The sequence below is a fragment of the Levilactobacillus brevis ATCC 14869 = DSM 20054 genome (assembly GCF_001433855.1).
GTDB lineage: Bacteria > Bacillota > Bacilli > Lactobacillales > Lactobacillaceae > Levilactobacillus > Levilactobacillus brevis.
The window spans coordinates 95,592-122,391 of record NZ_AZCP01000005.1; the positions used below are offsets into that span (position 1 = coordinate 95,592).

At 45.8% G+C, this 26,800-nt stretch carries 28 protein-coding genes and 2 tRNA genes; 28 read left to right on the forward strand and 2 right to left on the reverse strand.

What is annotated here, in order from left to right:
• The 22 genes from FC61_RS10280 to whiA form a co-directional block, all read left to right on the forward strand.
• On the forward strand, window positions 1–185 hold a 185-nt coding region (locus tag FC61_RS10280; protein WP_057717085.1), incomplete at its 5' end, for an ATP-binding protein.
• Window positions 186–436: 251 nt separating this feature from the next.
• Window positions 437–1,318, forward strand: a complete 882-nt coding sequence (locus FC61_RS10285; RefSeq protein WP_021741443.1) for a phosphate ABC transporter substrate-binding protein — start codon at window positions 437–439, stop codon at window positions 1,316–1,318.
• Window positions 1,319–2,245 carry a phosphate ABC transporter permease subunit PstC gene (gene pstC / locus FC61_RS10290; protein ID WP_011667411.1) on the forward strand — a complete coding sequence of 309 codons (927 nt, stop codon included), beginning with the start codon at window positions 1,319–1,321 and terminating at the stop codon, window positions 2,243–2,245.
• The gene (pstA, locus tag FC61_RS10295) at window positions 2,245–3,129 is read left to right on the forward strand and encodes a phosphate ABC transporter permease PstA (RefSeq protein ID WP_011667412.1); all 885 of its coding nucleotides are present in this window, start codon (window positions 2,245–2,247) and stop codon (window positions 3,127–3,129) included. The genes pstC and pstA overlap by 1 nt, the downstream gene beginning before the upstream one ends.
• 48 nt (window positions 3,130–3,177) lie before the next feature.
• On the forward strand, window positions 3,178–3,966 hold the full coding sequence (gene pstB, locus FC61_RS10300; protein WP_086231933.1) for a phosphate ABC transporter ATP-binding protein PstB: 789 nt from the start codon (window positions 3,178–3,180) through the stop codon (window positions 3,964–3,966).
• A 15-nt stretch (window positions 3,967–3,981) separates the two neighbouring features.
• Window positions 3,982–4,740 carry a phosphate ABC transporter ATP-binding protein PstB gene (gene pstB, locus FC61_RS10305; protein WP_011667414.1) on the forward strand — a complete coding sequence of 253 codons (759 nt, stop codon included), beginning with the start codon at window positions 3,982–3,984 and terminating at the stop codon, window positions 4,738–4,740.
• An 11-nt stretch (window positions 4,741–4,751) separates the two neighbouring features.
• Entirely contained in the window at window positions 4,752–5,432 is a 681-nt protein-coding gene (gene phoU, locus FC61_RS10310) for a phosphate signaling complex protein PhoU (protein ID WP_011667415.1), read from the forward strand.
• A 193-nt stretch (window positions 5,433–5,625) separates the two neighbouring features.
• Window positions 5,626–5,955, forward strand: a complete 330-nt coding sequence (locus FC61_RS10315) for a PspC domain-containing protein (RefSeq protein ID WP_011667416.1) — start codon at window positions 5,626–5,628, stop codon at window positions 5,953–5,955.
• On the forward strand, window positions 5,956–6,327 hold the full coding sequence (locus tag FC61_RS10320) for a phage holin family protein (protein ID WP_015473430.1): 372 nt from the start codon (window positions 5,956–5,958) through the stop codon (window positions 6,325–6,327). It abuts the gene before it with no gap.
• A gap of 88 nt (window positions 6,328–6,415) precedes the next feature.
• Window positions 6,416–7,351, forward strand: a complete 936-nt coding sequence (hprK, locus tag FC61_RS10325) for an HPr(Ser) kinase/phosphatase (protein WP_011667418.1) — start codon at window positions 6,416–6,418, stop codon at window positions 7,349–7,351.
• A 5-nt stretch (window positions 7,352–7,356) separates the two neighbouring features.
• Window positions 7,357–8,220: a prolipoprotein diacylglyceryl transferase gene (gene lgt / locus FC61_RS10330; RefSeq protein WP_011667419.1), complete on the forward strand. Its 864-nt coding sequence runs from the start codon at window positions 7,357–7,359 to the stop codon at window positions 8,218–8,220.
• A gap of 15 nt (window positions 8,221–8,235) precedes the next feature.
• Window positions 8,236–9,249, forward strand: coding sequence for an NAD(P)H-dependent glycerol-3-phosphate dehydrogenase (locus FC61_RS10335; RefSeq protein WP_011667420.1), 1,014 nt, complete (start codon window positions 8,236–8,238; stop codon window positions 9,247–9,249).
• Window positions 9,250–9,286: 37 nt separating this feature from the next.
• On the forward strand, window positions 9,287–10,192 hold the full coding sequence (gene galU, locus FC61_RS10340) for a UTP--glucose-1-phosphate uridylyltransferase GalU (RefSeq protein WP_021741440.1): 906 nt from the start codon (window positions 9,287–9,289) through the stop codon (window positions 10,190–10,192).
• A 71-nt stretch (window positions 10,193–10,263) separates the two neighbouring features.
• Window positions 10,264–11,205 carry a thioredoxin-disulfide reductase gene (gene trxB / locus FC61_RS10345; protein ID WP_011667422.1) on the forward strand — a complete coding sequence of 314 codons (942 nt, stop codon included), beginning with the start codon at window positions 10,264–10,266 and terminating at the stop codon, window positions 11,203–11,205.
• A 93-nt stretch (window positions 11,206–11,298) separates the two neighbouring features.
• Complete coding sequence (locus tag FC61_RS10350) at window positions 11,299–11,940, forward strand: YfbR-like 5'-deoxynucleotidase (protein ID WP_011667423.1); 642 nt, start codon at window positions 11,299–11,301, stop codon at window positions 11,938–11,940.
• Complete coding sequence (locus tag FC61_RS10355) at window positions 11,937–12,461, forward strand: hypothetical protein (RefSeq protein WP_015473432.1); 525 nt, start codon at window positions 11,937–11,939, stop codon at window positions 12,459–12,461. The genes FC61_RS10350 and FC61_RS10355 overlap by 4 nt, the downstream gene beginning before the upstream one ends.
• 116 nt (window positions 12,462–12,577) lie before the next feature.
• Window positions 12,578–14,584 carry an excinuclease ABC subunit UvrB gene (uvrB, locus tag FC61_RS10360; protein ID WP_011667425.1) on the forward strand — a complete coding sequence of 669 codons (2,007 nt, stop codon included), beginning with the start codon at window positions 12,578–12,580 and terminating at the stop codon, window positions 14,582–14,584.
• A gap of 19 nt (window positions 14,585–14,603) precedes the next feature.
• On the forward strand, window positions 14,604–17,459 hold the full coding sequence (gene uvrA, locus FC61_RS10365; protein WP_021741439.1) for an excinuclease ABC subunit UvrA: 2,856 nt from the start codon (window positions 14,604–14,606) through the stop codon (window positions 17,457–17,459).
• A 155-nt stretch (window positions 17,460–17,614) separates the two neighbouring features.
• Window positions 17,615–18,160, forward strand: coding sequence for an HdeD family acid-resistance protein (locus tag FC61_RS10370; RefSeq protein ID WP_011667427.1), 546 nt, complete (start codon window positions 17,615–17,617; stop codon window positions 18,158–18,160).
• Between the two features lie 146 nt (window positions 18,161–18,306).
• A complete protein-coding gene (gene rapZ / locus FC61_RS10375; RefSeq protein WP_011667428.1) occupies window positions 18,307–19,191 on the forward strand; it encodes an RNase adapter RapZ in 885 nt (294 codons plus the stop codon).
• A complete protein-coding gene (locus FC61_RS10380; protein ID WP_015473435.1) occupies window positions 19,188–20,198 on the forward strand; it encodes a gluconeogenesis factor YvcK family protein in 1,011 nt (336 codons plus the stop codon). Before rapZ ends, FC61_RS10380 begins: the two co-directional genes overlap by 4 nt.
• A gap of 2 nt (window positions 20,199–20,200) precedes the next feature.
• Window positions 20,201–21,139: a DNA-binding protein WhiA gene (whiA, locus tag FC61_RS10385; protein ID WP_011667430.1), complete on the forward strand. Its 939-nt coding sequence runs from the start codon at window positions 20,201–20,203 to the stop codon at window positions 21,137–21,139.
• Window positions 21,140–21,262: 123 nt separating this feature from the next.
• Here the strand turns inward: whiA and clpP are convergent, their stop codons facing one another.
• Window positions 21,263–21,859, reverse strand: coding sequence for an ATP-dependent Clp endopeptidase proteolytic subunit ClpP (clpP, locus tag FC61_RS10390; protein ID WP_011667431.1), 597 nt, complete (start codon window positions 21,857–21,859; stop codon window positions 21,263–21,265).
• 269 nt (window positions 21,860–22,128) lie between these two features.
• On the opposite strand from clpP, the gene FC61_RS10395 reads away from it, so the two are divergent.
• The 3 genes from FC61_RS10395 to FC61_RS10405 all read left to right on the forward strand — a co-directional run bounded on the left by FC61_RS10395 (window position 22,129) and on the right by FC61_RS10405 (window position 23,457).
• A complete protein-coding gene (locus FC61_RS10395; protein ID WP_024525615.1) occupies window positions 22,129–22,575 on the forward strand; it encodes a LytTR family DNA-binding domain-containing protein in 447 nt (148 codons plus the stop codon).
• 5 nt (window positions 22,576–22,580) lie between these two features.
• Window positions 22,581–23,294, forward strand: a complete 714-nt coding sequence (locus FC61_RS10400; RefSeq protein ID WP_021741437.1) for a LiaF transmembrane domain-containing protein — start codon at window positions 22,581–22,583, stop codon at window positions 23,292–23,294.
• Window positions 23,295–23,385: 91 nt separating this feature from the next.
• Window positions 23,386–23,457, forward strand: a tRNA-Arg gene (locus FC61_RS10405).
• 70 nt (window positions 23,458–23,527) lie between these two features.
• Here the strand turns inward: FC61_RS10405 and FC61_RS10410 are convergent.
• On the reverse strand, window positions 23,528–24,139 hold the full coding sequence (locus FC61_RS10410) for an ECF transporter S component (protein WP_011667434.1): 612 nt from the start codon (window positions 24,137–24,139) through the stop codon (window positions 23,528–23,530).
• Between the two features lie 121 nt (window positions 24,140–24,260).
• On the opposite strand from FC61_RS10410, the gene FC61_RS10415 reads away from it, so the two are divergent.
• The 3 genes from FC61_RS10415 (at window position 24,261) to gap (ending at window position 26,665) form a co-directional block, all read left to right on the forward strand.
• Window positions 24,261–24,332: transfer RNA gene (locus FC61_RS10415), tRNA-Arg, on the forward strand.
• Window positions 24,333–24,557: 225 nt separating this feature from the next.
• On the forward strand, window positions 24,558–25,586 hold the full coding sequence (locus tag FC61_RS10420) for a sugar-binding transcriptional regulator (RefSeq protein WP_021741436.1): 1,029 nt from the start codon (window positions 24,558–24,560) through the stop codon (window positions 25,584–25,586).
• A 68-nt stretch (window positions 25,587–25,654) separates the two neighbouring features.
• A complete protein-coding gene (gap, locus tag FC61_RS10425; RefSeq protein WP_011667436.1) occupies window positions 25,655–26,665 on the forward strand; it encodes a type I glyceraldehyde-3-phosphate dehydrogenase in 1,011 nt (336 codons plus the stop codon).
• Window positions 26,666–26,800 lie beyond the last annotated feature (135 nt).

Sequence of the window (26,800 nt, forward strand, 5' to 3'; positions counted from 1 at the left end):
ACCAGCAGCGGGTCTTTGAACGATTCTATCGGGCCGATGTGTCACATTCCAACCAATTGGTTAGTGGAACCGGATTGGGCCTAGCAATTGTACGGGAGTTAGTCCAGTCGCTAAACGGCAAGATTGACCTTCAAAGTGAGTTAGGTACAGGAACGACAGTAACGATGACGTTTTCAAGACAATAATCGCTAAATGACGAGTCGGAGACAAAAGTCTCGGGCTCTTTTTGTGTTTCCAAATATTAGGTGCCGAAACGGGCGCTCGCTAACCGCCTTTTGTCTCACTCTCGTTTTGGAGCGCAGACGATTAAATTGACTAATTCGGGTTATATTTACACAACCTTTACAATACGTCTACATGACATTTACATTGCTCCGCTATACTAGCTTTTGAAATGGTTGAGCCGCGACGCTCAACTGACTAGGAGGTCAACGGTATGTCGAAAAAACGCTGGGTGCAAGGACTCGTGCTGGTTATCTTAATGGCATTGGGAATTTATGCTTACCAGACGCGTGAGGTCAGTCATGCGGGTGAATCAATCACAGCAGTTGGTTCTACGGCACTACAACCGCTCGTAGAAGCAGCTGGTGAACAGTATACGGGTGAACATCTCGGAACGTTTATTAACGTGCAGGGTGGCGGTACTGGAACCGGACTTAGCCAGATTCAAGAAGGTGCGGTTCAGATTGGTAATTCCGACCTATTTGCTGGGGAACAAAAAGGGATTAACGCCCGGCAATTGGTGGATCATCGGGTTGCCGTTGTTGGAATTACGCCCATCGTGAATAAAAAAGTGGGCGTGAAAAACCTCTCAACTAATCAATTAATCAAAATTTTTACGGGTCAGATTACCAATTGGAAAGAAGTTGGAGGGGCGGATCAGAGCATCGTGTTGATCAACCGGGCGCAAGGAAGTGGCACTCGGGCCACTTTTGAACAATTTGGCTTGGCCAATCATCGTTCTAAGACAGCTCAGGAACAAGATTCTTCTGGAATGGTGCGCACAATTGTGGCGACGACCCCCGGTGCAATCAGTTACGTTGCTTTTTCTTACGTCAATAAAACGGTGCAAGCCTTGTCGTTAAATCATGTTGCACCGACAGAGGTGAATGTGACGACAAATGATTGGCGAATCTGGTCTTATGAACATCTCTACACCAAAGGCCAACCAACCGGTCTGACGAAAGCTTTTATCACTTACGTTCAGTCGCCGGCTATTCAAAATACGTTGGTGCGGCAATTAGGTTACTTGTCACCGGATCAAATGTTGGTGGAACGGGATGCTAATGGACATATTACTAAGACAGGAGGGGCCTAGATGGATAACAAGCAATTAGAGCAACAGTTAAAGCGGCGTTCGAAAGCCGCTAAATTGGAAATCTGGGGGCGAACCATCAGTCTGACGGCCTTGTTACTGATTGTTGCCGTGGTGGTCGCCATTATTGGATTTGTGGCTTCAAAGGGAATTGCGACGTTTACCAGTAATCACGTCAATCTTTGGGATTTTCTGTCTGGCAAAAATTGGAATCCAGGTATCACGGACGCGCATGGTAAACCAGAAGTGGGCGCACTGCCCATGATTGTTGGCTCCTTTCTGATTACGATTCTGTCAGCCATTGTCGCAACACCATTTGCGATCGGTACGGCAGTCTTTATGAATGAAATTTCGCCTAATCGTGGCGCCAAGATCTTGCAGCCAGTAACAGAGCTGTTGGTGGGAATTCCATCAGTTGTTTATGGGTTTATTGGTTTATCCGTAGTTGTTCCGGCGACGCGAGCCATCTTTGGTGGTAGTGGCTTTGGGATTTTATCGGGAACTTGTGTGTTGTTTGTGATGATCTTGCCGACAGTGACATCCATGAGTGCGGATGCCTTAAAGGCCGTTCCCCGTTACTACCGAGAAGCATCACTGGCATTGGGAGCGACGCAGTGGCAAACGATTTATAAAGTTGTCCTGCGAGCTGCTACGCCAGGACTCATGACTGCCGTAGTATTCGGTATGGCGCGAGCATTCGGTGAAGCACTAGCCGTTCAAATGGTGATTGGGAATGCGGCGTTAATGCCAAGTAGTTTAGTGTCCCCCTCGGCAACCTTAACGTCTGTGTTAACAACAGGTATTGGTAATACGGTGATGGGTTCACTACAAAATAACGCCTTGTGGTCACTAGCATTAGTGCTGTTATTAATGTCACTCGTCTTTAACCTGATTATTCGCTTAATTGGTCGAAAGGGGCGCTTGCAATAATGAATTCCAAAACACAAAATAAAGTCGCCATTGGCGGACTTTACGGCATTGCGGGCCTAGTGGTTCTCATCTTATTGGCGCTGCTAGGTTATATCTTAATCAGTGGGTTGCCACAGTTAAACTGGCACTTTTTAACGGCACCCGCTAAGGCCTTTCTCAAGGGCGGTGGTGTAGGCGTTCAGCTATTCAATTCGTTTTATTTACTGATTTTGGCCATGTTGATCTCGTTTCCTATTGCTCTTGGTGCCGCGATTTACCTTTATGAGTATGCTAAGGATAATTGGGTGACCACCACGATTCGAACGGCCATTGAAATTTTGAGTTCATTACCGTCTGTTGTGGTTGGCCTGTTTGGCTTTCTCTTCTTCGTTGTTAAGTTACGCTTGGGATTTTCCATTCTTTCAGGCGCGTTTGCCTTAACTTTCTTCAATTTACCGTTATTGACGCGGAGTATTGAAGATTCGCTACGGACGATTAGTGACGTTCAGCGTGAGGGGGGACTAGCCTTGGGATTGTCACGATGGGAGACCGTTACCCGTGTGATTTTACCAGCTGCTGTTCCCAGCATCTTAACCGGTGTTATTCTGAGTGCGGGCCGGGTGTTTGGGGAAGCGGCTGCGTTGATTTACACGGCCGGACAAAGTGCCCCAGCTTTGAATTTCGCTGATTGGAATCCCTTCAACATTTCCAGTCCCTTGAATCCGATGCGACCAGCTGAAACTTTAGCCGTACACATTTGGAAAATTAATTCTGAAGGGATTATGCCAGACGCTAAAGCCATTTCGTCTGGATCATCGGCCGTGTTGGTTCTGGCTATATTATTGTTTAACTTTGCCGCCCGTTACCTGGGCAAGCGTTTATACAAACGACTAACGTCGGCCTAAGGAGGACACGCCATGTTTATTAATAATGATGTTACCAAGGCGGCCGAAATGGAAGAACGGCACGTGATTAAGATGACCGATCCAAAACATCCAGTCATTTTGTCAACAGAAGACCTGCATGTGTTTTATGGAAAAAAGGAAGCACTATTTGAGGGTGACCTTGAGTTTGCTAGTAATCAAATCACGGCGCTGATTGGACCGTCGGGTTCGGGAAAATCAACCTTTTTACGCTCATTGAATCGAATGAATGATCGGATTGCGACGGTAACCGGTCGGATTATGTATCGTGGCGTGGACATCAATCAGCCGGCCGTTGACGTGTACGAGATGCGCCGGCGAGTAGGCATGGTTTTCCAACGGCCCAATCCATTCGCCAAGTCGATTTACGACAACATTGCTTTTGCTTTGCAGTTACGGGGGGTAACGAATAAGCAACAGCTAGATGAGATTGTGGAAACGTCACTTAAACAAGCGGCTTTGTGGGAACAAGTCAAAGATGATTTGAATAAGAGTGCCTTGGCGTTGTCTGGGGGGCAAGCGCAGCGGTTGTGTATTGCGCGTGCCATTGCCGTTAAGCCAGATATCTTGTTACTAGACGAACCGGCCAGTGCCTTAGATCCAGTGTCAACGAGCCAATTAGAAGATACGTTGTTGGAATTAAAGCAGCATTATACCATCATTATCGTGACGCACAATATGCAACAAGCTGGGCGAATTAGTGAATATACGGCCTTTTTTAACCAAGGGCGTGTGTTGGAATATGATACAACCAGCCATATCTTTACCAATCCATCGGTACAGGTAACGAGTGATTATGTTTCGGGGAACTTTGGCTAAGAGGAGGAACAAATAATGAGTAAGGAAATTTTAACGACCAAGGATCTACATTTATACTACGGTGACAAGGAAGCCTTGAAGGGCATCAACTTGAACTTCAATGAGAAGGGCATCACCGCCTTAATTGGTCCCTCAGGGTGTGGGAAGTCAACCTACTTGCGGACGTTAAATCGGATGAATGATTTAATTCCTAACGTCACGATTACGGGAACCATCAAATTCAAAGGAGCCGATCTGTATTCACCCAATGCCGACACGGTTCAGATTCGTAAAGAGATTGGCATGGTATTTCAACAACCCAATCCCTTCCCATTTTCCATTTACGATAACGTAATTTACGGGTTACGTATCGCCGGAGAAAAAGATAAAGAAAAATTAGATGCGGTCGTTGAAAAATCCTTGCGTCAAGCAGCGGTGTGGGATGAGGTGAAAGATCACCTGCATGAAAGTGCACTAGCGCTATCAGGTGGACAGCAACAACGGGTCTGCATTGCTCGCGTTTTAGCGGTTTCGCCTGAGATTATCTTACTTGATGAACCAACTAGTGCGCTAGATCCAGTGTCAAGTAGTCAAATCGAAGCAACCCTCTTGAATTTACGCCACGATTATACGATTATTACAGTAACTCACAACTTACAACAGGCATCACGGATTGCGGATCGGACGGCATTCTTTATGAATGGTGAGTTAATCGAAGTGGATCAAACTAAGAACATCTTTATGAACCCAGCAAATAAGCAAACGGAAGACTACATTAGTGGTCGCTTTGGATAAGGAGGCAGTTTATGCGTAGACTATTTGATGACGAGTTGGCAGATTTAGATGCGGACTTTACTGAAATGGGGATGTTGGTCAGCGAAGTGATCGAGCAGGCGGTAGAGTCGTTTACCAATCGAGATGCCGTAGCGGCCCAAAAAATAATTGACCAGGATCACCAAATTAATGAACGAGAAATTGCGTTGGAAAAAAAGACATTTGAAATGATCGCGTTATACCAACCGGTGACCACTGACCTGCGAGAAATTGTGACGATTCTAAAAGCAGTGTCGGAGCTAGAACGAGCGGGGGATCATGCGCGTAACATCGCGCATGCCACCATTAAATTTGGTGATAAGCAAAAAATTCCAGTGATCGAGCAATTGATCGGGCAGATGGGACACTTGACGACCCAAATGGTTAAAGATGTTTTGAGTGCTTACGTTAACAAAGATGAGCACGAAGCCCGCGAGTTAGCGGCAGTTGACCGGCAGCTAGATGACTTGAATCACCAAGTACGAGCCGATAGCTATCAGCAAATGCGGTTGGATGCAGCATTTGAAACGGGAGCTTCAATTTACCTGAATGTAGCGCAGGATTTAAGCCGGATTGGTGATTATGTGACTAATGTCTGTGAATGGATTATTTACCTCAAGTCAGGCCAAATCATTGAGTTAAATTCAGCTAGTCAATCTGATACGACTGATTAAGCACCCTAAACGTTAACCAAAACTGAAGATTTATGACAACGGTCACTGAAGACTTGCTTTCAGTGGCCGCTTTCGCTATTCTGAGCCTATCGGGGAAGTTATTAAAAAAATCCCTTTAAATGATTGGCTTTTAACACAGTTAATCAGATATGATAGACTTAATCTAATAACTGATAAAAAGGAGTGTCCGCCTATGGCAGAAAAAAAGCGTCTAGTCCGTTCTCGTACGAATCGTTTGATTGGTGGGGTATTGGGCGGAATTGCAGAGTATTTTGATTGGAATGCTAATTTATTACGGGTGATTTATGTGTTAATTTCACTTGCCATTCCTACTCATGGCTTGTTGGGGTTGATGGTGTATGTCGTGGTCATGAGCTTCATGCCACTGGATGATTCCCGGCCAGCTGGTCCTGGTTTTAAGGATCTCTTTCGTGGTAGTTCTGAGCCGCAACGACCAGACCGTAAAGTTATCCATGATGTCACGGAACAAGATGTTAAGGATTCACATAAGGGGGAAAATTAAATGCGGTTTTGGCCCCGGATTTTTGTTAATGCCTTAATTTTCCTTGCGTTAGCTGGTTTCTTCCAAAGCTCACTCGCTGGGTCGTTTCAAAATTCATTTTATGTCTCCAGTGTCTGGGTGGCATTGATTGCGAGCTTAGTCTTAGCCCTGTTAAATGCGGTGGTGAAGCCCATTCTGTTCGTTTTGTCGCTGCCAATTACCATCCTCACATTGGGATTATTTAGTGTCGTGATCAACGCGGCCATGCTGGAATTGACGTCGTGGTTTGTCGGGAGTAGCTTTGCTTTTGCCTCGTTTGGCACGACGTTGATTATTGCGATTGTAATGTCGTTATGTAATGCGATTATCAGTGATCATTTTGCCCAGCATTAAGTTGTGAATAACGATTTAATTTGGTAGGAGTCACTACCGGAAAGTGCTAAAATTAAAGTAGTTTACGATGTAGTAAGGAGGAGCGCCCATGACCGAAAGTGTCACAGTGGCCGAACTCGTCAAAGCGAACCGCTTGGATGTATATACGGGTAAAGACAATTTAGATCGAAAAATTACGACTAGTGATATTTCACGACCTGGATTGGAATTAACCGGTTATTTTAATTACTACCCGGCGAAACGGGTTCAACTATTAGGAATTACCGAAACATCCTTTGCTAAAGGGATGAGTCATAAAGAACTGTTAAATGTTATGCGTAAAATGTGTCAGCCAGAAACACCTGCGTTTGTTATTTCCACCCAATTAGATCCACCAGAGGAATTAACGCAGTCTGCCGAAGAGGCCGGAATCCCAATTTTGGGTACCAAGCTGACAACGTCGCGGGTTTTGAGTAATATGACCAACTTCTTAGAAGGCAAACTCGCCGAACGTCAATCTGTTCACGGGGTCTTGGTGGATATCTATGGTGTTGGGGTCATGATTACCGGAGATTCTGGTGTTGGTAAAAGTGAAACTGCTTTGGAACTGGTTAAACGGGGTCATCGACTGATTGCGGATGATCGAGTAGAGGTTTATCAACAAGATGAACAAACCTTAGTTGGTGCTGCACCAGCCATTCTAAGTCACCTATTAGAAATTCGGGGGATTGGGATTATTGATGTGATGAATCTCTTTGGTGCTGGCGCTGTCCGAAGCGAAACGGATATCGACCTGATTGTCCACCTAGAGTTGTGGCAAGATGATAATCATTTTGATCGCCTAGGCAATAATAGTGAAACCCAACGCTTCTTTGACGTCGTGGTACCTAAGATTAGTATCCCCGTTAAGACAGGGCGAAACCTAGCAATCATCATTGAAGCGGCGGCGATGAATTTCCGCGCACGTTCAATGGGTTACGATGCAACCAAAGTGTTTGATGACAATCTAAAGCGCTTAATTAAACAAAATGCGAATAAATCATAAGGGAGATGGGCGTTATCTTTTCACCAATTGTGGCGGCGCTTAACCCCATCGCCATTCATTTAGGACCAATTGCGGTTCACTGGTACGGCGTCATTATCGCGACGGGGGTCATCATTGCGGTGACACTAGCGGTGCGTGAGGGTCGTCGTCGAGGCATTAATCCGGATGATATTTATGACATGATTTTATGGGCTCTGCCGGCAGCCCTAATTGCCGCCCGGCTATATTATGTGATTTTTAATTGGAGTTATTACGCGCAGCATGCCAGTGAGATAATTGCAATCTGGGATGGAGGAATTGCCATCTATGGGTCCTTAATTGGGGCTGGAATTGTGGTGGTTCTCTTCTGTCGTTCACGGTTCATTCCCACGTGGCTGATGCTTGATGTGGCCGCACCGACGGTTATTTTAGGTCAAGCTATTGGTCGTTGGGGTAATTTCATGAATCAAGAGGCGTTTGGTCGCGTGACGAGTTTAGCCTTTTTACAAGGGCTTCATCTACCTCACTGGATTATTAGTCAAATGTTGATTAACGGTGCCTACCGTCAACCAACGTTTTTGTATGAATCCACGTGGAGTTTGATGGGATTCGTCGTGTTAATGAGTTTGCGGCACTATCCTGGTTTATTCAAGCAGGGTGAAGTATTCTTGGCTTACGTCATGTGGTATTCGTTTGGCCGCTTTTTCATTGAAGGCATGCGCACAGATAGCTTGTGGTTATTCCACCTGTTGCGGATTTCGCAAGCGTTGTCTGTCGTATTATTTGTCGGTGCATTAGTGATTTGGATTTACCGTCGGCGCGCAACAACGCCACCAATTGATTATCTAGCGGGCAATCCATTTCGCGAAAAAACCAATCTTTCTAAATAAGGAGAATCCATTACTATGTCAGAGAAAATTGCAGTACTCGGTGCCGGTTCGTGGGGCTCGATTTTAGCGAGCGTCTTGGATGAAAACGGACATGATGTTCGGCTATGGTCATACAACCCCAAACAGGTTGAAGAATTGAATACGCAACATACCAATACCCACTACATCAAGGACTTTACGTTTTCTCCTTCGCTAGTGGCTTACTCCGATTTAGCGAGTGCCTTAACGGATGTAGATGCGATCTTATTCGTTGTCCCAACGAAAGCCATTCGTTCGGTGGCGGGTCAAGTGGCAACTATTTTGCAAGATCAGCACTTACAACCACAATTAATTCATGCTAGCAAGGGGATTGAACAACAGACCTATAAGCGGCTCTCTCAAGTTTTGGAAGAAGAAATTCCAGCTGAGAATCGCCAGGCGGTTACGGTCTTGTCTGGTCCTAGTCACGCGGAAGATGTGGCCCGTAAAGATATTACGTTGGTTACTGCTGCCAGTGCTAGCCCAGAGGCTGCCAAATATGTGCAAAAGTTGTTCATGACATCCTACTTCCGGGTTTACACTAATCCAGATATTATTGGGGTTGAAATTGGTGCAGCTTTGAAGAATATTATTGCGTTGGGTGCTGGTGCACTACACGGCTTGGGCTATGGCGATAATGCTAAAGCGGCCTTGATGACGCGTGGCCTAGCTGAAATTTCACGACTAGGGACATCGTTTGGCGCTGATCCTATGACCTTCATTGGACTATCCGGTGTTGGTGATATTATCGTGACGGCGACAAGCTCAAATTCACGTAATTGGCGCGCTGGTGATGAACTGGGACGTGGTGAAGCTTTAGATGATGTTATTAACCATATGGGGATGGTTATTGAAGGCTTAGCAACCACCAAGGCGGCATACGAGCTTTCCCGTGAACGTGGTGTCTCAATGCCGATCACGGAAGCCATCTATCAAGTCATTTATGAAGGAAAGGACATTCGCACCGCAATTTCTGATTTAATGCAACGCGAAGGTCGATCTGAATTTTAGGAATACTCTGGGGATACTGAGGAAGGAACGTTTAATTATGAGAAAAGTTAGAAAAGCCGTCATTCCAGCAGCTGGATTAGGAACCCGTTTTTTACCAGCCACGAAGGCTTTAGCTAAAGAAATGTTACCGATTGTTGATAAGCCAACTATCCAATTTATCGTGGAGGAAGCGCGCAAATCGGGAATTGAAGATATTGTGATTGTCGATGGGAAATCTAAGCGATCCATCGAAGACCATTTTGACTCCAATCCAGAATTGGAAGCTAATCTAGAAGCTAAGCACAAAGATGAAATGCTACGACAAGTTAAGGAAACGACTGGCATGAATCTATACTTTATCCGACAACCGTACCCACGTGGGTTGGGGGATGCAGTATTGACGGCGAAGGCCTTTATTGGTGATGAACCATTTATCGTGATGTTAGGCGATGATATGACAGATAGCAAGGTGCCCTTAACCAAGCAATTGATTGATCGCTATGATCAAACGGGGGCTTCAACCTTGGCTGTGATGCGAGTTCCACATAAGGATACGGCGAAGTATGGAGTCATTAATCCGTCTGAAGAAACGGCGCCAGGTTTGTACAACGTTACCAACTTTGTGGAAAAGCCAGAACCAGATGAAGCACCTAGTGATCTAGCCATTATTGGTCGTTACCTCTTTACGCCAGAAATCTTTGAAGCGTTGGAAAACACCCCAGTGGGCTTAGGCAATGAATTACAACTGACAGACGCCATTGATAACCTCAATAAAACACAACGCGTGTTTGCCCACGAATATACAGGCAAACGGTTTGATGTCGGCAATAAGTTCGGCTGGATTCAGACCAATATTGCGTATGGTCTTCAACATCCAGAAACAAAAACGCAGTTACGCGAGTACATTAAGACCTTAGGCGCTCAGCTTGCCAAGGAAGATGAACAAACACCCAAGTCAAAATAGGTGACAAACTTACTTTTTACTAGTAAAGTGTCAGTATTATCACAGCACAAGAGTGGAAGGGAGCGTTAACCTTGAAAAGTTACGATGTTATTGTCATTGGTGCCGGACCAGGCGGCATGACGGGGGCGTTATACGCTTCACGGGCTAATTTATCGGTATTAATGCTAGATCGTGGGATTTATGGCGGTCAAATGAACAATACGGCAGCGATTGAAAACTATCCTGGATTCAAGTCAGTCTTAGGGCCGGATTTGGCTAAGGATATGTATGAAGGTTCGACCCAATTTGGTGCCGAGTACGCTTATGGTAGCGTGACGGCGATTGAGGATCATGGTGATCATAAGATCGTTAAAACCGATGATGGTGATTACGAGACTAAGGCCGTTATTGTGGCAACTGGTTCCGAATACAAGAAGCTAGGCGTGCCTGGGGAAGATAAATTTGGTGGCCGCGGTGTTTCTTACTGTGCGGTCTGCGACGGCGCGTTCTTTAAGAACCGTGAAGTGGTCGTCATTGGTGGCGGTGATTCGGCTGTTGAAGAAGGCTTATATTTAGCGGGTCTTGCTTCAAAGGTTACGATCATCCATCGGCGTGATCAATTGCGGGCACAAAAGATCTTACAGGATCGGGCTTTTGCAAATGACAAGATCGAATTTGTTTGGAATACGAATGTCACTGAAATTTTGGGTGACGATATGAAGGTTACCGGTGTTGCCACTAAAAATAATCAAACCGGTGAAACGGGTGAGATTGCGGCTAGTGGGGTCTTCATTTACGTGGGAACCTTACCAATGACCGACGCCTTTACTGATTTGGGCATTACCGACGATGCTGGTTGGATTAAAACCAATGATCATATGGCAACGGCGGTTCCCGGGATCTTTGCTATCGGTGACGTGCGACAAAAAGATTTGCGGCAGATCACCACGGCGGTTGGCGATGGTGGTATTGCCGGTCAAGCAGTCTTTAGCTACTTGGAAGATCTAAAGTCACAAGCAGCTTCAGCACAATAATGGTAAACTTAGCGGAGACAACCTTAACCGGTGTTTCCGCTTTTTTTGCGGTCGTGGAGACACAAATAATAATCAAAAGGGAGTGGCGGGTTTATGGGAATGAATCAGTTCTTACAGAGTTTAAGTGATCTAGAAACGATTGATCGAGCACCGGGATATTTCAAGTTTGAGCAACATTCAGTTGCAGCGCATTCGTTTAAAGTGGCCGAAGTAGCCCAATTCTTGGCCGACGTTGAAGAACAGGCTGGGCATACAGTTAATTGGCGATTAGTCTATGAAAAGGCCTTGAATCATGATTACACGGAACGCTTTATCGGCGATATTAAGACGCCAGTGAAGTACGCAACTCCGGAGCTCCGAAAAATGTTGGCTGATGTTGAGGATTCGCTGACAGCTAACTTCATTCAAAATGAAATTCCGTCCCAGTTTCAGGCGGCTTATACGCGGCGGTTGGGGGAAGGCAAAGACGAAACTTTGGAAGGACAGATCTTATCCGTTGCTGATAAAGTGGATTTGCTTTATGAATCGTTTGGCGAAATTCAAAAGGGTAATCCGGAACCCGTTTTTACAGAAATCTATCGGGAAAGTTTGACCACGATTTTGAAGTTTAAGCAGTTAGCCTGTGTCCAATATTTCTTAGCGGAAGTCTTACCAGAAATGTTGGCCGCTGATTTCAGTGACCGGCAGAAGCTGGCACAACTGACTAACCAACTTTTGGAGGAGCCATCTAAATGAAATTAGCAGAAGTGTGGAATCAACATCTGACTACAGGAACGGTGCGGCCATTAACTCATGACGATGATGAGTTGATTTATCAGTTTCAGGCTAGTCATCCAGCGTATTTTGCGCATTTTCAAGATCATCCGGTGACACGGCAAGAGGCCATTCAAGATGTAACGGATGTGCCGTTGAACGCAACAGTTGATCAAAAGGCCTATTTGGGGATTTTTAAAGATCAGCAACTGATTGTTTTAGTTGATTTAATTATTGATTACCCGCTACCAAGTTTGGTGTGGGTTGGGATGTGGTTACCGGCAAAGGGCGTGTCATCCGTAGAATTAGCTAGCTATTATCAGAGCTTAGTAACCACGTTAAAAACAGCCGGTGCGGTACAATTGCAACTAAGTAATTTCATGGGCGATCGGCAAATGAAACAATTCTGGGAAGATCAGGGATTAGTAGCGGTACAAACGACAACGGTGACTAAGGGAAGCCGGGCCGCTAATGTAACGATCTATCAGGATAAGTTTCGGTAACGGACCGGCAAACTGGCGAAAGTATGTTCGGTATGGTAGAATATTTGAGCACGATGGGAAACGAGCCGTTTCCCATCTTTTCTGATGAATAAAAATGGGTAAGGAGGTTACCAGTCATGATCGATCGACAAACAGATCGGGCCTTTGATTTGGTCTCAAAATATCAACCTACCGGCGATCAACCGGAGGCAATTAATCAATTAACACACGGCATTGAGGCCGGTGAGAAGGCTCAGATTTTGCTGGGCGCCACTGGGACCGGGAAGACGTTCACGATTTCCAATGTCATTAAAAACGTGAATAAACCGACACTGGTGTTGTCACATAACAAAACGTTGGCCGGCCAATTATATGGAGAATTCAAGCAATTTTTCCCTAATAATGCGGTGGAATATTTTGTGAGTTATTACGATTATTATCAACCGGAGGCCTATGTGCCTTCTAGTGACACTTACATTGAAAAGGATTCGTCCATCAATGATGAGATTGATAAGTTACGGCATTCGGCAACGAGTTCACTCTTAGAACGGAATGATGTGATCGTGGTGGCCTCCGTTTCCTCTATTTTTGGTTTAGGGGACCCTACCGAATATAAGAATCATGTGGTTTCATTACGGGTCGGTCAGGAGATTGAACGTGATGCTTTGTTGCGTAAGCTCGTTAATATTCAATTTGAACGCAATGATTATGATTTCCAACGGGGCCGCTTCCGGGTTCACGGTGATGTTGTGGAAATTTTCCCAGCGTCGCGAGATGAGCGGGCGCTGCGAGTCGAGTTTTTTGGTGATGAGATTGATCGTATTCGGGAAGTCGATGCCCTGACTGGGGAAATTGTGGGTGACCGAGAACACGTGGCCATCTTCCCAGCAACCCACTTTATGACGAACGATGATATCATGGCCCAAGCAACGGCCGGGATTGAAGGCGAGCTAAAAGAGCGATTAGCTGAATTGGAAAATGACGGTAAATTACTGGAAGCACAGCGACTCAAACAGCGGACGACCTATGATCTTGAAATGATGCGCGAGATGGGTTACACCAGTGGGATTGAAAATTATTCGCGCTGGATGGATGGTCGGCAAGCAGGCGAACCACCGTATACCTTATTAGACTTTTTCCCCAAGGATTTTCTCCTAGTGGTCGATGAATCACACGTTACTATGCCGCAAGTGCGGGGGATGTACAACGGGGACCGGGCACGGAAGCAACAATTAGTGGATTACGGATTTCGGTTGCCCAGTGCGTTAGACAATCGGCCGCTTAAGCTAAACGAAGTCGAACAGCACATCAATCAGGTTATTTACATGTCAGCGACTCCCGGACCGTACGAAGCCGAGCAAACGGATCACGTGGTGCAACAGATTATTCGACCGACTGGCTTGTTAGATCCGACGATTGATGTTCGACCGATTATGGGTCAAATGGATGATCTAGTCGGCGAGATTAATCAGCGGATTGAGAAGAATGAGCGCACGTTTGTCACGACCTTAACGAAAAAAATGGCCGAAGATTTGACGGATTATCTCAAGGATCTGGGTATCAAAGTGGCTTATTTACATTCGGACATTAAGACACTCGAACGGACCGAGATCATGCGGGATTTACGGCTGGGTAAATATGATGTGCTAGTCGGGATTAATCTTTTGCGTGAAGGGATTGATATTCCCGAAGTCTCACTAGTTGCCATCTTAGATGCTGACAAGGAAGGCTTTTTGCGTAATGAACGGTCGTTGATTCAAACGATTGGTCGAGCGGCCCGAAACTCACACGGATCGGTGATTATGTATGCTGATTCAGTTACGGATTCCATGCAAGCTGCGATGGATGAGACGGCTCGACGGCGACAGATTCAAATCGCTTATAACAAAGAACATGGGATTACGCCAACGACCATCATCAAGCCAATTCGGGACCTCATTGCCGTTTCAAAGAAGAACGACAATGCGGGTGAAAAGGATGATTTCGTAGCGAGTGACTTTGAAGATATGACCAAGGAAGATCAAGAAAAGTTGATTGCTCGGCTTGAAGATGAGATGCGTGCAGCGGCTAAGAAATTGGACTTTGAACAGGCGGCCTCATTGCGCGATACCATTATGGATATGAAGACTGAGATTGGTGATTAGTGAGTAAGGAGACGACAATTTGTTAAACGATAAGATCGTGATTCACGGGGCCCGCGCCCATAACTTAAAAGATATCGATGTGACGATTCCTAAGAATAAGCTAGTGGTGATTAGTGGCTTATCCGGTTCTGGCAAAAGTTCGTTGGCATTTGATACCCTATATGCGGAAGGACAACGGCGCTATGTCGAAAGTCTGTCCTCCTATGCACGTCAATTCTTGGGTCAGATGGATAAACCAGACGTGGATTCTATCGATGGATTGAGTCCAGCAATCTCGATTGACCAAAAAACCACGTCTAAGAACCCGCGCTCAACCGTGGGAACGGTGACTGAAATTAATGATTATTTGCGTTTACTTTGGGCCCGGGTCGGGACACCCATCTGTCCCAATGATGGCACTGAGATTACTAGCCAAAGTGTTGAGCAGATGGTGGACCAAGTCTTGGCGCTACCAGAGCGAACTAAACTGCAAGTATTATCACCAATCGTGCGTGCTAAAAAGGGACAACATAAAAAGATTTTTGAGAAGATTCAACGAGAAGGTTTTGTGCGGGTTTGCGTCGATGGGGAAACCATGGATTTGGACTCAGTGCCAGAGCTTAATAAGAACCAAAGTCACGATATCGCTATTGTGATTGATCGGGTTGTCGTCAAGTCAGGGATTCGCTCACGGCTATTTGATTCATTTGAGGCGGCATTGCGGCTAAGTGGTGGTTATGCGATCGCAGATTTAATTGATGGCGAACCAATGATCTTTTCGGAACACTACGCTTGTCCCGTCTGTGGTTTTACCGTGGGTGAGTTAGAACCCCGATTATTTTCATTTAACGCACCATTTGGCGCCTGTCCCGACTGTGACGGACTGGGGGTTAAGTTGGAAGTTGACTTAGACCTAGTGGTGCCTGATAAGACGAAGACCTTGCGTGAAGGGGCCTTAGAGCCGTGGAATCCAATTAGCTCACAATATTACCCAGCACTGTTAGAGCAGGCTTGTACGGCGTTTAACGTTGACATGGATACGCCATTTGAAGAACTTTCTAAAAACGATCAAGCTTTGGTCTTGTATGGCTCACAAGGTAAGGAATTTCATTTTCATTATGAAAATGATTTCGGTGGTGTTCGGGATGTGGATGTAGCTTTTGAAGGGGTTATTCCGAACATTGATCGGCGTTATCACGAAACCAATAGTGATTTTACCCGCGATGTGATGCGTAAGTATATGACAGAACTGACCTGTCAAACCTGCCATGGTTATCGGTTGAATCGTCAAGCATTGAGTGTCAAGATTAATCATCAACACATTGGGGAAGTCTCCAACTTGCCAGTTGATAAGGAGTTGGGCTTCTTTAAGGAACTGAGCTTTGGTGAACAAGACCAAGTGATTGCCCAACCGATTTTAAAAGAAATTAAGGATCGCTTGACCTTCCTGCGTAACGTTGGGCTGGACTACCTGACATTGAGTCGGTCAGCCCGAACCTTGTCTGGGGGTGAAGCCCAGCGAATTCGCTTGGCTACTCAAATCGGGTCGAATCTTTCTGGTGTGCTGTATATTTTAGATGAACCGTCTATCGGTCTTCATCAGCGCGATAACGATCGGTTAATTGCTTCTCTAAAACAGATGCGTGATCTCGGCAATACGTTGATTGTGGTGGAGCATGATGAGGACACCATGCGCGCTGCCGATTATATTGTGGATATTGGCCCGGGGGCTGGTGAGAATGGTGGTCACGTCATGGCTGCCGGAACACCGAAGCAAGTCATGCGGTCACGTAAGTCACTGACTGGGCAGTATTTGTCGGGTAAGCAGTATATTCCAGTCCCGTTAGAACGACGTACGGGTAATGGCAAAAGCATTCGGATCACTGGGGCTGCTGAAAATAACCTCAAAGACATCACGGTTGATTTTCCATTGGGCGAGTTTGTTGTGGTGACGGGGGTTTCTGGTTCTGGGAAATCAACGCTGGTTAATACGATTTTGAAACGGGCACTAGCGCAAAAGCTTAACAATAACTCGGAAAAGCCCGGAAAGTTCAAGAGTATCGCCGGGGTAAAGAATATTGAACGACTGGTCGATATTGACCAGAGTCCAATTGGGCGGACACCACGGAGTAATCCAGCCACCTATACCGGTGTTTTTGATGATGTCCGGACACTCTTTGCTCAAACTAACGATGCCAAGTTGCGGGGTTATCAAAAGGGACGGTTCAGCTTTAACACTAAGGGCGGCCGGTGTGAGGCCTGTCATGGTGATGGTATTTTAAAGATTGAAATGAACTTTTTACCAGATGTTTATGTCCCCTGTGAGGTTTGTCATGGAACCCGGTACAATTCTGAAACGTTGGAAGTTGAATACAAAGGGAAGAACATCGCTGATGTCTTGGATATGACTGTCAGTGAGGCGCTTCAATTCTTTGAAGCAATCCCTAAGATTACGCGTAAGTTGCAAACCATCCAAGACGTTGGCTTAGGTTATGTAAAATTAGGTCAGCCAGCGACAACATTATCTGGTGGCGAAGCCCAACGGATGAAATTAGCGTCAGAATTGCACAAGCAACAAAACGGGAAAAACTTCTATATCCTAGATGAACCAACCACCGGGTTACATGCGGATGATATTAAACGTCTGCTGGTGGTCTTGCATCGACTCGTTGATAAAGGTAATACGGTACTAGTCATTGAACACAATCTCGATGTCGTTAAAACCGCAGACCATTTGATTGATTTAGGACCAGAGGGTGGCGAAGCTGGGGGCAATATTGTGGCAACAGGTACCCCAGAGGAATTAGCACAAGTCACAAATAGTTATACTGGTCAGTATTTGAAGCCAGTCTTAGAACGAGACCGGCAACGGACAGAAGCAGATCAGCAAGCATAGATTGTTAAAGATGGGGCCGTGGCGAGAGTCATGGCCTTTTTTAGGTCTACTTGGTCGGGCTAGTAGTCCTGCCCCCCTTGTGAGAACTGGAAAAAACCAGTACAATAGTTGAAAACCGGTCGTCATGTGACCGGTGTTGTGAGGAGATGCAGACGATGTTTAATATGAATCGGTCCCGTTGGGGCTTTGACTGGGGAGAATTTATCCTCGGTATCTTATTTATTGTGGCTGCCGGTGGCCTCTTACGATCCCCTAAGATTGGATTGACAAGTTTAGCCATTATCTTTGCTGTGATGGCTTTGTTGAGTGGTTTGACCACGATCGCCGGATATAAAAAACTGCGAGATGTAACGGGGTTCCGGGCTAACTTCGCGTTAGTCTTAGGTATTCTGGATATTTTAATTGCAGTCGTTTTCTTCTTTGATATGAATAGCGCAATCGTAACGTTAGGCTACTTGTTTGCGCTGTGGTTTATCTTTGATTCTATTGAACGACTATTGGTTGCCAGTCATTTACGAGATTTCGGTGGCGGATTCTTCTGGTTATCAGTGATTCTAGATGTCATCAGCCTGATCTTAGGGATTATGTTGTTTATCCATCCCGTGATTGCGGCGCTATCTTTAAACTGGTTGATTGCCATGTTCTTTATTGTCTTTGGAATTAATGCGATCTGGATTGCGATTGCCCGGAGTCGCTCCTAAATTAAAACGCTATGGTGTGTGCTTGTTAGCGCATCATAGCGTTTTTTTGTGGAAAAATTCAGTAGATTTAAGGGAATCGTTAGGAAAAGACACGCCCGGTGTGCTATACTGCATAAAGATTGTTTTCAAAAAGGAGCGGAAGTGCCATGACTGAGGATATTCGCCTGGTGATCATCACTGGGATGAGTGGGGCGGGGAAAACCGTTGCCATGCAAAGCTTCGAAGATTTAGGTTACTTTTGTATCGATAACATGCCGCCTTCGCTATTACCGAAGTTTTGGGATTTAGTCCGTGAATCCGGTAAATTAAGTAAAATTGCTTTGGTGATCGATTTGCGGTCACGGGCATTTTATGATGAGATCGTGCGGATGTTAAACGACGTGGCGGTTCACGGAACCATGAATGCGCAGGTCTTGTTCCTAGATGCTTCCGATGCTGAATTGGTTTCGCGCTACAAAGAAACACGGCGTTCCCATCCATTGGCACGAAATGGCCGGGTCCTTGAAGGTATTTCGCGTGAACGAGAACTCTTAGCGCCAATTCGCCAAGCTGCTCAGTTGGTGATTGATACCACGAAGTTAAGCCCGCGAAAGCTCCGCGAAGAAATTTTCCATAATTACGAAACAGAAACAACCCAAGCCTTTCATATTGAATTGATGTCATTTGGCTTTAAATATGGATTACCTATTGATGCCGATATTGTCATGGACGTGCGGTTCTTACCTAACCCGTATTATTTACCGGAACTGCGGAATCAAACGGGAATGGATCAACCGGTCTATGACTATGTTATGAATCAACCACAAACGGAAGAGTTCTATCAACGCTTCTTGGGTCTGCTGACGACGATTGTTCCTGGATACAAGCAAGAGGGAAAATCCAGCTTAACCATTGCAATTGGATGTACGGGTGGTCAACACCGATCAGTTGCGTTAACGCAACGATTGGGGCAAGCCCTTGGTAACACCTACCCGGTGCACGTGACCCATCGGGATATTGAAAAGAGAAAGGAGTCCGCTAATCGCTCATGAGAGAACTGACTAGCCGCCGACCTAAGATTGTGGTCATTGGCGGAGGGACCGGATTGCCAGTCATTTTACGCAATTTACGGGACCAGAATGTGGACATCACGGCTGTCGTGACGGTGGCCGATGATGGCGGATCATCAGGTATCATTCGGCATTACGTAAACGTGGTGCCGCCTGGTGATATTCGTAACGTCATGGTGGCGTTAGCGGAAATTCCTGATATTTATAAAGAATTGTTCCAATATCGGTTTGAAACCACAGATGATTTTTTTGCCGGTCACGCGATTGGTAATCTGATTATCGCAGCCCTTTCAGAAATGAAAGGGGGCATCTTTGATGCAGTTCAAGAATTGTCACAACTTATGCGAGTTAATGGGCATATTTATCCTGCCGCCAACGAACCATTGGAGTTACACGCGCAATTTGCCGATGGCAGTACGTTAAGTGGTGAATCGGAAATTACAGCGGCTCATAAGCTGATTAAACGCGTGTGGGTTGAAACCAGTAATCACCACCAGCAACCGCAGGCCGTTCAGCCGGTCATTGATGCGATCATGAATGCGGACCAAATTGTTTTGGGCCCCGGAAGTCTATTCACCAGTATTTTGCCCAATCTAATGATTGATAGTGTCGGTCAGGCGGTCAAAGATAGTGCTGCTGAGGTTGTCTATATTTGTAATATCATGACCCAAAAAGGGGAAACCGAAAGTTTCTCCGATGCTGACCATGTTCGGGTGCTTAACCACCATTTGGATGCGAACTTTATTGATACGGTGTTGGTTAACACGCGTAAAGTGCCAGATCAGTACATTGACTATCAGCGGTGGGATGAAATGTCCCAACCGGTACGGCATGATTTTCAAGGGTTACGTGATCAGGGATGTCGGGTCATCTCAACCGACTTCTTGCAATTACGTGATAATGGGGCCTTTCACAACGGGCAAGAGGTCGTGCGTGAACTCTTGAACCTGATTGGTCAGCCGCGTTATCGAATGAAGGGGAGGCCTTAACGGTGTCGTATGCCAGTGAAGTAAAAAAGGAATTGACCACGTTGGAGGTCCACCGAGAAAATGCTAAAGCAGAACTCGTTGCACTGATTCGAATGAACGGTGCTTTGGGACTTGCTAATCGGCATTTTGTCTTGAACGTGCAGACAGAAAATCCAGCGATTGCCCGCCGAATGTATCAATTGCTCAAACAGTTTTATGATTTGGAAAGTGAGCTACTGGTTCGGCGAAAGATGAAGCTCAAGAAAAATAATCTCTACATCGTTCGGGTCAAAACGGGCGTTACAGAGGTTCTTTCCGATCTTGGAATTTTTGACGGGATGCAGCTGCTGGAATCGGTTCCTAACGAAATTTTGGATGATGATATGCGGGTGCGGTCCTACTTACGCGGCGCGTTTTTAGCCGGTGGTTCTGTGAACAATCCAGAAACCAGCCGGTATCATTTGGAGATTTATTCTTTGTATGAAGAACACAATCAAGTGATTGCTGACATGATGAATCGCTATGAGCTAAATGCGCGGACCATCGTTCGTCGTAGTGGATATATTACCTACCTCAAAGGGGCCGAAAAGATTGCGGACTTTCTTTCACTAATTGGCGCGACGACGGCCATGCTACGATTCGAGGATGTCCGGATTATGCGGGACATGCGCAATTCGGTCAACCGGTTAGTTAATTGTGAAAATGCCAATCTAGACAAGGTAGCTAATGCGTCAACCCGTCAGATTGATAATATCGAGTTTATTGATGCTACTGTCGGGTTAGGCCAGTTACCAACTAAGCTGCGAGAAGTGGCAGAGGCCCGATTAGAACATAAAGAAGTAAGCTTGAAAGAGTTGGGGGATCTGGTTCCTGGTGGTCCCATCTCAAAATCGGGAATTAATCACCGGTTGCGTAAAATTAATGATTACGCTAAGCAACTACGTGAAGAGGCCACGGCCTAGTTAAAAGACCAGTCAATCGTTTAAAACGATTGACTGGTCTTTTTGTCGTAATTGGCATTAGTATATGGTCCCAAAAACGCAAAAAAAAGCGCCGTCGAATGACGACACTTTTGGGGTTAATCACTACTTCTTTTGTTCACTACTGTTGGTCATGATGTGGTCAATTAATCCATAATCAACCGCTTCTTGAGCACTCAAGTAGTTGTCTCGTTCAGTATCTTGATTGAGGCGTTCAATCGGTTGACCGGAATTCTCTGCTAAAATCTTGTTGATCAATTCACGGGTCTTCAAGATTTCACGAGCAGCAATTTCGATTTCCGTTTGTTGTCCTTGGGCACCACCAGATGGTTGGTGAATCATCACTTGGGCGTGAGGCAAAGCAAAACGCTTGCCCTTAGTCCCAGATGAAGCCAAGACACTTGCCATGGAAGCTGCCATCCCTAACGTGATCGTTTGCACGTCAGATTGGATGAAGTTCATGGTATCATAGATGGCCAAGCCGGAAGAAACGACACCACCAGGTGAGTTGATGTAGAGTGAAATGTCCTTGGTTGAGTCTTGGGCATCCAAGAAGAGTAACTGCGCGATGATGGCGTTGGCCATGTCATCTTCAATTGGACCAGATAACATGATAATCCGGTCTTTTAATAGTCGTGAATAAATATCATAGGCCCGTTCGCCACGGGATGATTGTTCAATAACTGTTGGTACTAAATTCATGACAAGATAGCCTCCCTTTTACATTTGAATGGCTAGCGATAGCTAACATGATGCTAGTGTACCGCTAAGGTCAGAGTAGGTCAAACAAAAACACTTCGTTTAATTCTGACAGCCAATTGACTAGAATTATCATAACAGAGTTTGTCCAAAGGTCACGTATTCTGTCAGTCCCTGACCACTTACGGGGGAAAACGAACCAGTTACGGTAAAATCATTTTCTTTGTTGAAGCAATATGGTTAACTTAAACGTAGTAATAGGGGGTGAAGATTTGAAGATTCGATTGGAAGTTGATGATCAGGCCAATGAGCCAGAGATTACAATTCGGGCCAATAGTCCACAGGTTGCTAATGCATTGGCAACGGCATTTCAAAATGCTACGCCACAATATCAGCAGATAGCCTTACGTCAACGTGGGCAGAATTACCAAATTGCGCTACAGGATATTTTGTTTTTTGAGGCTGCCGATCATCAAGTCATGGCTCATACAGCGGACCAGGTTTTTAATACGCGCCAGCGCCTATACGAGCTAGCAGATGAATTACCAGCCAACTTTCAACGGGTCTCCAAATCGGCAATCCTGAACCGACAACAGATTTTTTCGTTAACTAAATCAGTTACCGGTAATTTGGTTCGGTTTAAGCACTCGCACAAGCAGTTGTACGTGTCACGACGGTATTATCAAGCATTGAAATTAGCATTGGAACGAAAGGGGTAACAATTATGCGACGAAATTGGTTTTGGGGTATTTTCTTAGTTCTGGCGGCCGGTATTTTGGTCGTCAGTCAATTGGGATTATTTAGCCTACATATTGGCTTTTGGACGATCGTCATTGCGATGTTTTTAGTGGCGGGTTTTGTGGCTAGCTTAATTCACTTAGCGGTACCGGGGATGGTGTTTTCTCTAGCATTTTTGGCGATTATTTTTGCTCGGCCCTTAGGTATTGCTGCCTTGGCGCCGTGGACTATTCTAGGAGCGGCTTTGCTGTTAACGATCGGGCTGTCGTTAATCATTAAGCCGCGTTGGTATCACGCGTATGTTAACCGCCAGGAATGGCATCATCATTGGGCGGAAAATCATGATGATGTTGAAAGTATCAGTGATCAAGATGCCGTGGTGGACGTTAACATGAGCAGTAGCATTCGCTATATTCAGTCCCCAGATTTTCGTCAGGCAGTGATTAAGGTATCTATGGGCAATGCCAAAGTGTATTTTGATGAGGTGCAGCTCAACCCGTCTGGTGCGTCAATTGTGTTAGAGACGTCGTTTAGCGGTGCCGAATTATACATTCCCCGAACGTGGAACGTGAAGACGAATATTGATGTTAATTTTGGTACGGTGGAGGAAAAGGGGATTCAAGAAGCCCAGAACGAGGCGCCCGCTGTTTCAATTACCGGCAAGGTGAGTTTTGGCGGGGTGACGATTATCTACATTTAATGGGAAATTGAAAAATATTTACCCAGCCACTTGAATTTATATTCAGCATCGGGTATAGTAATTAAGTGCTCAAAAGTACCGATGTTGTTTTGCGCCTGTAGTGTAATGGATCGCACGTAAGATTCCGGTTCTTGAGATGGGGGTTCGATTCCCTCCAGGCGCATCAGTGGTCGTGACGTTGTTGACGTTGCGGCTTTTTTGTTGCCAAAAAAACTGCGATGAAATCATCGCAGTTACTTGGTTGTCTGTGGCTTAAGTCGCTCCCATTGTCGCCGTAATGGCATTGCAATTAATGGGGCTACAAGGACATCCAAGATTAATTCAGGAATACCGTTAGTGAAAAGCGAAATCATCAATACATACCCCAATGTTTGGTTACCCGTGGCGCCGAAAGCTGTGGCAACAGCAGGCGTTTGATAAAATAAAAAGACCAACCCTAAAACTAACACTGTATTGGTTAGTGCGGCACAACCAGCCGCGACTTGCATAGCTTGGCGCATGGACCACTGTCGATGACGTCCCCAAAGATAAAGACTACCAGCCACAAGTCCCATCAGCAAACGGGGTAAAATGGAAATCAGTGGATTAGTGAAGATTAACGGTGCCACGGGGCTAGAAGGCCAAGTAAAGGCCCGAACAAAGGTGATAAGTCCCCAGAAGCCACCGATGAGCAACCCGTCGCGTGGGCCTAAAGCACTCCCAGCGACAATAACAGTGAGACCGATTAGTGTCATACTAAAGGGGCCAAAAGGAATATATCCAAGAAACGGGACCAGATTTTGCAAAAGTACAATCGCCATTAATAGTGCATCAACCACGAGGCGAAATGTTTTGTGTCGCGTCATAAATGAAACCTCCACCAAAACTTAATGTCGCCATTATAGCATGATTAGCCACGTAAAAAAGCAGAATTTGGCTTGTATTTTTATCCAAAATCAGTTATAGTAGTTGAGGTGTTGTTGTAATGCGCCCGTAGTGTAATGGATCGCACGTAAGATTCCGGTTCTTGAAATGGGGGTTCGATTCCCTCCGGGCGCATCGGTAAGTCGAGAGGATGATCTCGGCTTTTTTTGTGCAAATTTCGGCATTTAATCATGTAAAGGCTTCCATTAATTCTCTAGGTTAATCACTTGCTAAAGGGCGGGGTGGGGCTTATACTAGTAGTCGTTAAAGGTTGGCGAAAGTTGGCCTTAAATTTTTGGTCAGGGTGGGCGATAATTAGCCACCGCTGGTCGGACATCGTCCCACTAGGAGGTTACCGACATGCATGAGGATTGGCAATGGGTAGAGGCCATCATGCCTCAAATGGTTACAAAGCTAACCAGCCGTTTCCGTATCCTACAGGGTGTTGCAAACCTTCAACCCGTTGGTCGTCGAACCTTAGCGACAAACTTGGCTTGCTCAGAGCGAACTGTGCGGACAACGACAGATGCCTTAGCCGGTCTGGGCTATATTCAAATGTCAGTTAAGGGCATGCAAGTTACGGCGGCTGGGCAACGCGTTTTGCAAGGCTTAGCACCGGTAATGAATGACTTGGCTGGTCGGCAACAACGGGAACAGACACTGGCGCAACAGTTAGGTATTGCCCATTGTACGATTGTGCCGGGTGATAGCACGGCCGCTAATGGGTCATTGAACGCTATGGCCCAGGCAGCTAACCGAGTCTTGACTGACGAAATGCCAACGGGACACAGTACAGTTGCTGTAATGGGTGGTCATACGTTGGCTGCGGTAGCTCAGGTGCTCACACCGGCCTTGTCGATTAATCGTCAATTGTTGTTTGTCCCTGCCCGTGGTGGTGTTGGGGAGTCTCCGGCGATTCAAGCCAACACGGTTGCTGCAGAGATGGCCCAGCAGACCAATAGTGATTTTCGGCAATTGTATGTTCCAGAACAGTTAACGACAGCAACCTATAAGCCCTTATTTGCAGAGCCAGCAATTCATGAGGTGTTGCAATTAATTGGGCAGAGTAACGTCGTGATTCACGGCATTGGTCAGGCGTTTGTCATGGCCAAACGGCGCAAGATGGCGCCCCACGTGATTGCTGATCTGGCTGCGGCCCATGCGGTCGGAGAAGCCTTTGGTTACTTTTATGATGCCGAGGGCCACGTGGTGAGCAAGTTTCCCCGAATTGGATTGGAAATTGGCGATTTAGCCGCTAAACAATTAGTGATTGCGGTGGCTGGTGGTGCCGAAAAGGGCACAGCCATTGCTGCATACATGCGTTTGGCGCCAGCACAGACTTGGTTAATTACTGATGAAGGTGCTGCTGACTTTGTTTTAAAAAAGTGATACACTTAACATGTACTGCTTTTTAAAAAAATATTCTTTGTTTGCTTCCTGAAGGAGGAAATCACAGTATGACTGTAAAGATTGGTATTAATGGTTTCGGCCGTATCGGCCGTTTAGCTTTCAAGCGGATTCACGAACTCAAGTCAAATGACATCGAAGTTGTTGCCATCAATGATTTGACGACGCCCTCAATGTTAGCTTACTTGTTAAAGTATGACTCAACTCATGGTCGTTTCCCTGGCGAAGTTTCTGCTACGGATACGGGTATCGTAGTTGACGGCAAGGAATACCCAGTTTACGCTGAACCAAAGGCTCAAGATATTCCTTGGGTTAAGAATGACGGCGTTGACTTCGTCCTTGAATGTACCGGTTTCTACACTTCTGAAGAAAAGGCTCACGCCCACATCGATGCTGGTGTTAAGCGGGTATTAGTATCTGCTCCAGCCGGTGCCGTTACGACGGTTGTTCCTGGCGTTAACTTGGACGTTTTGAGCAAGGATGACATCATCGTTTCTGCTGGTTCTTGCACGACCAACTGTTTAGCCCCAATGGCTTACTTCTTGAATGAAGAATTCGGGATCAAGGCCGGGACTATGACGACGATCCATGCCTTCACTGCTACGCAACAAATCTTAGATGGCCCTCGTGGCAAGAAGATGCGTAACAACCGGACTGCCAGTGTTAACACGATTCCTCACTCAACTGGTGCCGCTAAGGCTATCGGTTTGGTTATCCCTGACTTGAAGGGTAAGTTACAAGGCCATGCACAACGGGTATCTGTTGTTGATGGTTCTTTGACTGAATTAGTTGCCGTTCTGGACAAGAAGGTTACTGCTGACGAAATCAACGATGCAATGAAGAAGCACACTGAAGGTAACGAAGCCTTTGGTTACAATGCTGACGAAATCGTATCAACTGATATCATCGACGACGACCATGGTTCTGTCTTTGACCCAACCCAAACGGAAGTTACGACTGCCGGTGACACGCAACTTGTTAAGACAGTTGCTTGGTACGACAACGAATGGGGCTTCACTTGTAACATGGTTCGGACGTTATTGCACTTTGCAACGCTCTAATCTACAAGCTGATTCAACATTTTAAAATAAGACTCACGAACGTGGCGGAGGGAGGTAATTTCTCCGCCACGTTTTTGTTAGTCGATTAAAAAATCGCATAAGTCCTTTGAATTTCTGGGATAAGTGCTGTATATT

Bases quoted from the DNA above. Each gene is read 5' to 3' on its own strand.
- pstC (WP_011667411.1), top strand. From the start codon at position 1,319: ATGGATAACAAGCAATTAGAGCAACAGTTAAAGCGGCGTTCGAAAGCC.
- galU (WP_021741440.1), top strand. From the start codon at position 9,287: ATGAGAAAAGTTAGAAAAGCCGTCATTCCAGCAGCTGGATTAGGAACC.
- rapZ (WP_011667428.1), top strand. From the start codon at position 18,307: ATGACTGAGGATATTCGCCTGGTGATCATCACTGGGATGAGTGGGGCG.
- FC61_RS10410 (WP_011667434.1), bottom strand. From the start codon at position 24,139: ATGACGCGACACAAAACATTTCGCCTCGTGGTTGATGCACTATTAATG.
- phoU (WP_011667415.1), top strand. From the start codon at position 4,752: ATGCGTAGACTATTTGATGACGAGTTGGCAGATTTAGATGCGGACTTT.
- lgt (WP_011667419.1), top strand. From the start codon at position 7,357: ATGGGCGTTATCTTTTCACCAATTGTGGCGGCGCTTAACCCCATCGCC.
- FC61_RS10355 (WP_015473432.1), top strand. From the start codon at position 11,937: ATGAAATTAGCAGAAGTGTGGAATCAACATCTGACTACAGGAACGGTG.
- hprK (WP_011667418.1), top strand. From the start codon at position 6,416: ATGACCGAAAGTGTCACAGTGGCCGAACTCGTCAAAGCGAACCGCTTG.
- pstB (WP_086231933.1), top strand. From the start codon at position 3,178: ATGGAAGAACGGCACGTGATTAAGATGACCGATCCAAAACATCCAGTC.
- FC61_RS10370 (WP_011667427.1), top strand. From the start codon at position 17,615: ATGTTTAATATGAATCGGTCCCGTTGGGGCTTTGACTGGGGAGAATTT.
- FC61_RS10350 (WP_011667423.1), top strand. From the start codon at position 11,299: ATGGGAATGAATCAGTTCTTACAGAGTTTAAGTGATCTAGAAACGATT.
- FC61_RS10420 (WP_021741436.1), top strand. From the start codon at position 24,558: ATGCATGAGGATTGGCAATGGGTAGAGGCCATCATGCCTCAAATGGTT.
- FC61_RS10400 (WP_021741437.1), top strand. From the start codon at position 22,581: ATGCGACGAAATTGGTTTTGGGGTATTTTCTTAGTTCTGGCGGCCGGT.
- uvrB (WP_011667425.1), top strand. From the start codon at position 12,578: ATGATCGATCGACAAACAGATCGGGCCTTTGATTTGGTCTCAAAATAT.
- FC61_RS10335 (WP_011667420.1), top strand. From the start codon at position 8,236: ATGTCAGAGAAAATTGCAGTACTCGGTGCCGGTTCGTGGGGCTCGATT.
- clpP (WP_011667431.1), bottom strand. From the start codon at position 21,859: ATGAATTTAGTACCAACAGTTATTGAACAATCATCCCGTGGCGAACGG.
- gap (WP_011667436.1), top strand. From the start codon at position 25,655: ATGACTGTAAAGATTGGTATTAATGGTTTCGGCCGTATCGGCCGTTTA.
- pstA (WP_011667412.1), top strand. From the start codon at position 2,245: ATGAATTCCAAAACACAAAATAAAGTCGCCATTGGCGGACTTTACGGC.
- FC61_RS10315 (WP_011667416.1), top strand. From the start codon at position 5,626: ATGGCAGAAAAAAAGCGTCTAGTCCGTTCTCGTACGAATCGTTTGATT.
- pstB (WP_011667414.1), top strand. From the start codon at position 3,982: ATGAGTAAGGAAATTTTAACGACCAAGGATCTACATTTATACTACGGT.
- FC61_RS10320 (WP_015473430.1), top strand. From the start codon at position 5,956: ATGCGGTTTTGGCCCCGGATTTTTGTTAATGCCTTAATTTTCCTTGCG.
- FC61_RS10285 (WP_021741443.1), top strand. From the start codon at position 437: ATGTCGAAAAAACGCTGGGTGCAAGGACTCGTGCTGGTTATCTTAATG.
- FC61_RS10380 (WP_015473435.1), top strand. From the start codon at position 19,188: ATGAGAGAACTGACTAGCCGCCGACCTAAGATTGTGGTCATTGGCGGA.